Source organism: Acinetobacter sp. YH12201 (assembly GCF_013418145.1).
In the GTDB taxonomy this organism is placed as follows: Bacteria; Pseudomonadota; Gammaproteobacteria; order Pseudomonadales; family Moraxellaceae; genus Acinetobacter.
Genome location: NZ_VPCP01000046.1, coordinates 22,458 through 28,822 on the forward strand (window position 1 = coordinate 22,458; position 6,365 = coordinate 28,822).

A 6,365-nucleotide genomic window follows, 5' to 3' on the forward strand; every position below is an offset into this window, starting at 1 on the left:
TTACACCCCTGAACATGCAATCTTTTCCCGACCTAAGTCGGATTTTTTAATTACATAAATCGCTTTTGAACTCATCCATTACTGTTTAATTTTTGCATTATTTTCGTGCATTTTGTACACACTTATGGGTTTGCTCGGCAAGTTTTTTCCATGCCAGCACAAAGTCCCCTTCCCTGCCCATACTTTCATCGACAGCCTGGAAGGTCACCGGATTCAATTTTTGGTACTGGTTTTTGCTGGCATGCCCTTCTGCCAGGAGGCACATATTACGAGCTGGACGGCTATCATTTAAATACTTGATTTGGGCAATGGTCGGTGCAACATGTGGATCATCGGTCAATGCACCGGAAAATTTCAGGTTTAAAGCACGTTCCAGATATTGATAGGCATCATGATATGCCCAATAAGGCTTTACTGTTGCATTACTGCTGTATTGTTGTGCACTCAGCAGCATCTCTTGAGCAAAGCGTTTGGCATTGGCCCAGTAGGCTTCTTTATGTTCTGGTAATTGTTGTGAGCGCAGGGCTGCAATAAAAAAGCCGATACGTACGGCATTGTTGGGATCCAGCCACACATGTGTATCGACCGTATTGTTCAACGCCACACCACGGGTAGTACGCTGCGGCAAGGTTTGCACAATACCGGACTCTAAAATCGAAATCGCTTTGGGATTATCTGATAATAACTTGTTCAATGGAGCTTCATGTGCCTTACCCAGCCAGATCACCAGTGAGGCATCCAGAATGGCTTTGCGATGCGCTGGTGTCAGGGTAATGTCATGTCCAGACTGATCCCCCAGCAAGAGCACAGGCTTCTCCACGCCCTGAGTCACTTCCTGAGCAATAAGATAAATGGGATGCGTAGAAACCACCAGACTCTGTGTCCAGCCAAAGCTACTGAAGAGGGCCAGTGCACAAAATGCAAAGAAACGGGACATGAAGAAAATCACCAAATACTCAATAAATGTTATAATATAACAAATCGACAAAAATGCCTATGTTTATCGAAACGGGTATCGCTTCATGTTAAGATTTAATGTCCTTTGATTTTTATAAATTTCGCACTTGAGGTTTTGCTATGAGCTTATGTTCGCACGAACATCACAATGCATTACATGGCGTACATGACCATCATAATATAGCAACACGTCTTGCTGAAGCAGAAAGTCTCTGTGCAACGACTGGCGCACGCTTAACCCCATTACGCAAAGAAGTGCTGGAACTGATTTTAAATGCCAGCGGTCCTATGGGTGCCTATGATTTACTGGCTAAAATCAAGAGTGAATCTGACCGTCCTGCTGCACCACCAACGGTATATCGTACTTTGGACTTTTTACTGGAAAAAGGTTTAATCCATCGTTTAACTTCGATTAATGCCTATATTCCATGTTGTCATCCGCGCGAAGGACATCAGGCAGCATTTTTAATTTGTACCGAATGCAAAAATGTTAAAGAGGCCTCTGCTCAGGGGCTATTAAAACAATTAGATGAACTTTCAGCATCAGATCAATTTACTGCACATCACAGTATTATTGAAATTTCCGGGATATGTCAGCAGTGTCGCAACAAACAGTAACAGTCAATCCCCTAATTGCCCTAGATAAAATCAGTGTGCGGATTGATGACCGTGACATTTTAAAAAATGTGGATTTTGCTTTACACGAGCGAGAAATTGTCACCCTGATCGGTCCAAATGGTGCGGGAAAATCTACCCTGATTAAAGTGCTTTTAGGCATTGTGAAAGCCAATTCAGGAAAAATTCATAGCCATAAAAAACTCAAATTTTCCTATGTGCCGCAAAAGTTTAGTCCATCGCATAGCCTGCCTTTGCGGGTGCAGGATTTATTGGCTTTAGAACACTGTGATGCAGATATTAAAGCAGAAATTATTCGTGATACCGGCATTACCAAATTACAGGATTGTAAGGTTCAGCAACTTTCAGGTGGTGAACGGCAACGGGTATTACTGGCACGGGCTTTACTGCGTTTGCCCGATGTACTGGTACTGGATGAACCGATGCAAGGTCTGGATATTCAGTCCGAGGCTGAATTGTATGAATATGTCAGAAGCCTGCCGATCAAATATGGCTGTGCCGTGTTGATGGTCTCACACGATCTGCAATGGGTCATGCAGGGTACACATCGGGTCGTGTGTTTAAACAAGCACATCTGCTGTAGCGGCTTGCCGGAAAATGTGCAGCAGCACCCTGAATATCAGGCCATTTTTGGCACCAATCGGGTGTTCTATCAACATCATCATGACCACTGTGCGCATGGTGACAGTGCGACTCCGTGTCAGCATGATCCTCGTCCACATATTCACCCTGAACCGGAAGCTTAAGCCATGATGGAATGGTTACAACTCTTGTTACCTGCATGGACCATGGGAACCTTGTTGGTGTTTCTGACAGCTCCGCTGGGCTGTCTGATGTTATGGCGACGGATGTCTTTTTTTGCCGACACCATGGCACATGGCACTTTATTGGGCGTGGCGATTGCAGGTGCTTTGAGCCTGCCTTTATGGTTGGGTGTGAGCTTTTTGGCTTTTCTATTGGTGGCTATTTTATGGGTACTGCATGACCCTCGCCTGCCCAATGATGCCTTATTGGCTTTATGTTCAGCCACCCTACTCTGCTCAGGCTTACTGTTTATTCAGCATATTCCTAGTTTAAGACCTGAATTGCTCAGCTATTTGTTTGGCGATCTGCTGCAAATTTCCTGGTCAGACTTGCCGATGTTTGCCATTGTCATTATTGCGGCTTTAGCTGTGTTGTATAAAAACTGGCAAGCACAGATTCAAATTGCAATTGACCCAGATATGGCAGTGAGTGAAGGCGTGAATGCCAAATGGCAACGTCTGGTGTTTATGCTACTGCTGGCCCTATTTACCGTATTGGCTTTGCGTGCAGTCGGTTCATTGTTGATGGGCGCTTTACTGGTGATTCCGGCATTAACAGCGCGTTTGCTGGCAAACTCGCCGAAACAGATGGTGGTTTGGGCTTTTGTGATTGCACAAATCGGGATTAGTGTCGGGCTATGGTCCAGCGCAGGACTCGATACCTCTACCGGCCTGACCATTGTCCTGACTATGGCAATTTTATTTGCGGTGATTTTTACCGTACAAAAATTCAAGAAGCTGAGCTAAGGTGATGACCAGCAAGCGATACTTTATTAGTGCTTGTCTGCTTGGACAAAAAGTTCGTTACGATGGACAAGATTGTTTAGTCCGGGAATTAGTTTCAGATTTAATTCCTGATCAATATGTGAGTTTATGTCCTGAGATCAGTGGCGGACTGCCTACCCCTCGCCCGCCTGCTGAAATTCAGAATGCATCAGGTAGAGATGTTCTGAACAATCATGCGACTGTAATAGATCGAGAAGGCATGAATGTTTCTGATGCCTTTATTCAAGGGGCTTATGCAGCCTTAGCCTTGGCGCAAGAACATCAGGTTACTCATGCCATCCTCAAAGCAAATAGTCCATCCTGTGGCAGTGACTTGATTTATGATGGAACATTTACAGGACATAAAATTCAGGGTGAAGGCGTAACCGCCGCGCTGTTTAGGAAACAGGGTATTGTAGTATTAACTGAACATGAATTCCTTCAGGCTTTAAAACTGATTAAACGCTGATACATTTCAACTTTATCCAGGCAATAGTTTTTTATTCTAGCCAAAGCTTCAAACGGCTTTTATACTGTTCAAATAAAAAACAAAATAAGTTTCCCAATGAATATTCGCACCTTCGAACTATGAGCACGTTATCATCTTTGGGCCCCCCATCACTTAAGCATATCTCTACACGCTGTTTCTGATGAAGATTTTTTGAAAGATTGTGGTCTGTTCTTCAAAAGTATTTTGGGCACACTGAACCACTTGCTTGTTGCTGAACATGAACTTTGATTTTCTCGTTTTTCTAAAGGGGAATCACCCGCTATCGCCTTAAACAGTGTGATTGAGACCGACCGTCATCGATTATTAGAACGGCTACTTCAAAGTGCTGGGCTGTGGCAGAGCTTGATACAAGAGCTAAACCAGGAAGCTTTAGATGGCGTGCTGCATTACCGGAATACACGGGGCCAAGACTTGAGCCTACCTTATGCAGCAACACTAATGCATGTGTTCAATCATGCTACCCATCATCGCGGACAAATCACGGCTGCAATGACGACTTTGGATTATGCATCATCGGAACTGGATATGTTATTTATGCTGATGGAAGAACAACAGGCTGTGACTTAATCCATTCTCATTTTATTGATGTACCAAACTTAATAACGTTGCTGCACAGGCAAACAATACCGCAAAGGTCCGGTTCATATATTTCTGCTGTTCCGGCGATTTTAAAAGTCTCAGCACTTTGGCGGCCAATCCTGTATAACCCGCCATCACGATCAGATCAATCGTCACCATGGTAACTGCCATAATCAGATACTGAATCCATTGTGGTTTAGACAAATCCAGAAACTGTGGCAACACGGCAAGTAAAAACACAATCGCTTTGGGGTTGCTCATATTGACCAAGAAGCCATATAAGACCAGTTTAGGAATCGATTTAGTCGGTTGTTCCTGTTGAATCTCAATGGCCTGTGCGGGTGCTGTCCATTGCAGGTATGCCAAATACAAGAGATAAACCACGCCAAACCATTTCACCAGCAAAAAAGCCCAAGGTGTGGTGGCAAATAGCACCCCTACCCCAGCTGCCACAATCCCGATTTGCACTAAAAGTGCCAGCTGTAAACCTAAAGCATTCCAGTATCCACGTCGAAAACCATAATTTAAACCGCTCGACATCGAAGCAATTGCACCTGCTCCAGGAGAAATACTAATGACCCAGCATGCCAGCATATAGGCAAGCCAAACTTGGTAAGACATAAAATATAAGGAGATAAAAAAGTGAAACTATTATATGACTTTTCATCTTTTAAAGGGCTTAAAAATCGAAGTGCAAACTCAAGACTTGGGCTATTCACTCAAGCAGTGATGAGGCACAATAAAGCCAGACACGTATTTTATAAAAATTGTTAGGAGCCCTGTATGACTGCCCAATCTGTAATTTTACCGTTACCTTCAGATCATGCCCGGTTTATTGTTTTACGTTTAAAAGACTTAACGATTGAAGAGTTAAAAGAAAAACTTGCAGATTTATTTAGTACCCGTGACCGTTTAATCACCCAGCATCCGAATGCACAGATTAAAACAGGCATCGCTTTTGGTCCGGAGCTTTGGGCAAAACTTTATCATCAAACTCCTGCCGGCTTTAAGCAGTTACAACCAATTCAAGGTACATTCCAGATGCCTGTGGTTCCTGCTGATCTGCTGATTCATATTGCCAGTGCTCGCGCCGACATCTGCTTTGCCTTAAGCCAGTCTTTCTTTGAAGGTATTCAAGATAAAGTTGAAGTACTGGATGAACGGGTATGTTTCCGCTATTTCGATGGACGTGACATGACTGGTTTCATCGATGGCACTGAAAATCCGCAATTTCCGGATGATCGTGCTGAAGTCGCTTTACTCGATGAAGATGCCGGAATTTTTGCTGATGGCTCTTTTGTCTTTGCGCAGCGCTATGCACATAACCTGGAAAAATGGAAAAAATTAAAAGTTGATGCGCAAGAAAATGTGATGGGTCGAACCAAGTTAGAGTCAATTGAACTGGATGATGAGGTGAAGCCTAAAGATGCCCACATTGCCCGTGTGGTGATTGAGGATGAGAAAGGTGAAGAAATGGAAATTTTACGCCATTCCCTTCCTTATGGCGAAGGTCGAGGTGACCAGGGTTTATTCTTTATTGCTTATACCAAAAACTTAAGCATTATCGATTATATGCTGGAACATATGTTTGGTACAGCTGGCGATGGTATTCATGACCGCTTACTCCACTTCGTCACTCCTATGGATGGAGCGTATTATTTTGCACCGAGTGAAGAATTGCTGGAAGAAGTTTTGGAAGGGTAATTTAAAAAAGGAAGGAGCTAATTTTAGCTCCTTCCTTTTTTATTTTTTCAGTCGAAGATACTTAAACCAAATACTTTAGTACATCAAAACAATTAACTTTTAAATTCATATCGGCTTTGTTGCACAAACCTATCTGTAAAGGCTTTTTCAGCGATATAATTTTCAAATGAAGAAGCCTACACACAAAATCTACCGCACCACCAATTGGCCCGCATATAACCGAGCACTCATGAGTCGCGGAAATATTGCCATTTGGTTTGATCCTGCTACGCAATGGTATGCTCCATCAAAAGGCAAACAAGGGCGAAATCAAACCTACTCCGACGCAGCCATCCAATGCTGCTTAATGATTAAATCCTTATTCCGTCTGTCTTTACGTATGGTTACTGGCTTTGTGCAAAGTCTGATTA

General features: G+C 43.3%; 9 protein-coding genes. 7 read left to right on the plus strand and 2 right to left on the minus strand.

The window, feature by feature from the left end; all coding sequences use genetic code 11:
- Window positions 1–97: 97 nt before the first annotated feature.
- A complete protein-coding gene (locus FTU91_RS10190) occupies window positions 98–937 on the minus strand; it encodes a metal ABC transporter solute-binding protein, Zn/Mn family (RefSeq protein ID WP_180082092.1) in 840 nt (279 codons plus the stop codon).
- A gap of 140 nt (window positions 938–1,077) precedes the next feature.
- On the opposite strand from FTU91_RS10190, the gene FTU91_RS10195 reads away from it, so the two are divergent.
- From FTU91_RS10195 to FTU91_RS16790, 5 genes are all read left to right on the plus strand, one after another.
- Window positions 1,078–1,575 carry a transcriptional repressor gene (locus FTU91_RS10195; RefSeq protein ID WP_086196644.1) on the plus strand — a complete coding sequence of 166 codons (498 nt, stop codon included), beginning with the start codon at window positions 1,078–1,080 and terminating at the stop codon, window positions 1,573–1,575.
- Window positions 1,548–2,339: a zinc ABC transporter ATP-binding protein ZnuC gene (znuC, locus tag FTU91_RS10200; protein ID WP_180082093.1), complete on the plus strand. Its 792-nt coding sequence runs from the start codon at window positions 1,548–1,550 to the stop codon at window positions 2,337–2,339. Before FTU91_RS10195 ends, znuC begins: the two co-directional genes overlap by 28 nt.
- A 3-nt stretch (window positions 2,340–2,342) precedes the next feature.
- Window positions 2,343–3,143, plus strand: a complete 801-nt coding sequence (gene znuB / locus FTU91_RS10205) for a zinc ABC transporter permease subunit ZnuB (RefSeq protein ID WP_180082094.1) — start codon at window positions 2,343–2,345, stop codon at window positions 3,141–3,143.
- A 4-nt stretch (window positions 3,144–3,147) separates the two neighbouring features.
- The gene (locus tag FTU91_RS10210; protein WP_180082095.1) at window positions 3,148–3,630 is read left to right on the plus strand and encodes a DUF523 domain-containing protein; all 483 of its coding nucleotides are present in this window, start codon (window positions 3,148–3,150) and stop codon (window positions 3,628–3,630) included.
- Between the two features lie 318 nt (window positions 3,631–3,948).
- A complete protein-coding gene (locus FTU91_RS16790; RefSeq protein ID WP_368856210.1) occupies window positions 3,949–4,239 on the plus strand; it encodes a DinB family protein in 291 nt (96 codons plus the stop codon).
- A gap of 12 nt (window positions 4,240–4,251) precedes the next feature.
- Here the strand turns inward: FTU91_RS16790 and FTU91_RS10220 are convergent, their stop codons facing one another.
- Complete coding sequence (locus FTU91_RS10220) at window positions 4,252–4,872, minus strand: LysE family transporter (RefSeq protein ID WP_180082096.1); 621 nt, start codon at window positions 4,870–4,872, stop codon at window positions 4,252–4,254.
- Window positions 4,873–5,034: 162 nt separating this feature from the next.
- Here FTU91_RS10220 and FTU91_RS10225 point away from each other — a divergent pair, with 162 nt between their 5' ends.
- Window positions 5,035–5,955 carry a Dyp-type peroxidase gene (locus FTU91_RS10225; protein WP_180082097.1) on the plus strand — a complete coding sequence of 307 codons (921 nt, stop codon included), beginning with the start codon at window positions 5,035–5,037 and terminating at the stop codon, window positions 5,953–5,955.
- A 166-nt stretch (window positions 5,956–6,121) separates the two neighbouring features.
- The coding region (locus FTU91_RS10230; protein WP_171072066.1) for a transposase at window positions 6,122–6,365 on the plus strand (244 nt) is incomplete at its 3' end.